The 1669-nt window shown below is 76.4% G+C and carries 2 protein-coding genes and 1 pseudogene; 2 read left to right on the top strand and 1 reads right to left on the bottom strand.

The genetic code is table 11. From position 1 onward, the window contains the following. Both DZF91_RS40205 and DZF91_RS24100 read left to right on the top strand, forming a co-directional pair. A pseudogene (locus DZF91_RS40205) lies at window positions 1-300 on the top strand (hypothetical protein); the annotation flags it as partial. Further along, entirely contained in the window at window positions 297-1088 is a 792-nt protein-coding gene (locus tag DZF91_RS24100; protein WP_117359579.1) for an ABC transporter permease, read from the top strand. The pseudogene DZF91_RS40205 and the gene DZF91_RS24100, both read left to right, overlap by 4 nt. A 79-nt stretch (window positions 1089-1167) precedes the next feature. Here the strand turns inward: DZF91_RS24100 and DZF91_RS24095 are convergent. Beyond that, window positions 1168-1669, bottom strand: a 502-nt coding sequence (locus DZF91_RS24095; RefSeq protein WP_117359578.1) for a hypothetical protein, incomplete at its 5' end; no start/stop codon positions are given.

The raw sequence follows: 1669 nt of genomic DNA, 5'->3' as shown, positions 1-1669 counted from the left end.
GTCGAGCGCGTCACCGGCGCCCGGCCCGAGGCGGACCCGGCGGAGCTGCGGCTGTCCGCGCCGGTCGCCGACCGGGTCGGCGCGCTGGCCGGGACGCTGCGCGCCCTGGACGACGTCCATGTCACGGTCGCCGACATCGCGTTGCGCAGGCCCACCCTCGACGAGGTCTTCCTCCGCCTCACCGACCGTTCCGGCACAGATTCCGACCGGGCCGGTACCGACGATGCCGGCACCGATTCCATCCGTTCCGGCTCCGGCTCCGTCCGGCCGGCCACGACCGGGAAGGAGGCCGTGCGATGAGCGTCGCGACGGTCCGCTGGACACTGCTGGACGCCTGGACGATGACCGGCCGCGAGCTGGAGCGCCGGGTGCGGCGGCCGGGGGCGCTGGTCGCGGCGCTCGCCTTCCCGGTCATGGTCGTGCTGATGATGGGCTACGTGTTCGGCGGCCAGATGGACGCGCCGGGCGGCGACTACCGCGCGTTCATCATGCCGGGGATGTTCGCCCTGACCATGGTGTTCGGCCTGGAGGGCACGTTCACCGCGATCGCCGCCGACGCCTCGCGCGGGATCACCGACCGGTTCCGGGCGCTGCCGCTGTCGGCGTCCGCGCCGGTCGCCGGGCGCTGCGCGGCCGACCTCGTGGACGCCGTGCTCGGCCTGCTGGTGATGGGGGTCTGCGGCCTGGCGGTCGGATGGCGCTGGCACGACGGGGCCGCCAGGGCGCTGGCGGCCTTCGGGCTGCTGGTGCTGCTGCGCGCGTCGCTGGTGTGGGCGGGCGTCTGGCTCGGCCTGCTGGCCAAGGGCCCGGAGTCGGTGATGGTCATCCAGGTGCTGGTCTGGCCGGTCGGGTTCCTGTCGAGCGCGCTGGTCGACCCGTCCACGATGCCGGGCTGGCTGGGCGCGGTCGCCGAATGGAACCCGCTGTCGGCCACGGTCACCGCGTGCCGGGAGCTGTTCGGCCAGCCGGGCTGGGAGCCGCACTCCTGGCCCGGACGGCACGCGCTCGCGCTGGCCGTGGCCTGGCCGCTGGTGATCACGGCGGTGTCCCTGCCGCTCGCCGTCCGCCGCTACCGGCGGCTCGGTTAGCTAGCCGCCCCGACCCGTCTCGGCGCATCCCGGCGGAGCCGCCGGTGTGCGCCGGGCGGTCAGGGGGCGGGGGGAACGATCAGGGGAGCAGGGAGATGCGGTGCCGGGCGAGGGCGAGCGCGGGATAGCACTCGTCCGGCAGCGTCCGGGCGCCTCCGCCGGCGGTCCCCTGACCGTCGAGCACGGTGCGCAGCCGCTCGCCCACCGCGGCGGGCGAGTACGGCTGGACGGTGCACAGCTCGGCCTGCATCGCCTGCCGGGCGGCGGTCATCAGCGCCGGGACGTCCCCGACCGGGACGATCTCGCTCGGCACGTCCCCGTAGCTCAGCCGGACGGCCACCGCGTGCAGGTCGCGGCCCTCGGGGTAGCGGAACTCGCAGACCAGGCGGTCGCCGTCGAGCGGGCCCTCCTGGATCAGCCAGACCTGGCCCGGGGTGACCGCGCCGAGGTCCGGCGCCCAGGACGGCTCGTCCGCGCGGACCGCGTCCGCCGCCTTCGCCGCGACCCGGCGCACCTCGGCGGGGCCGATGGCGGCCAGGCCGCGCAGGAACGCCCGCGCGCCGGGCGTTCCGGCCGCGCGC

The organism is Actinomadura logoneensis (assembly GCF_003428695.1).
Lineage (GTDB): Bacteria > Actinomycetota > Actinomycetes > Streptosporangiales > Streptosporangiaceae > Spirillospora > Spirillospora logoneensis.
This window is presented reverse-complemented; position numbering and strand designations above follow the sequence as displayed.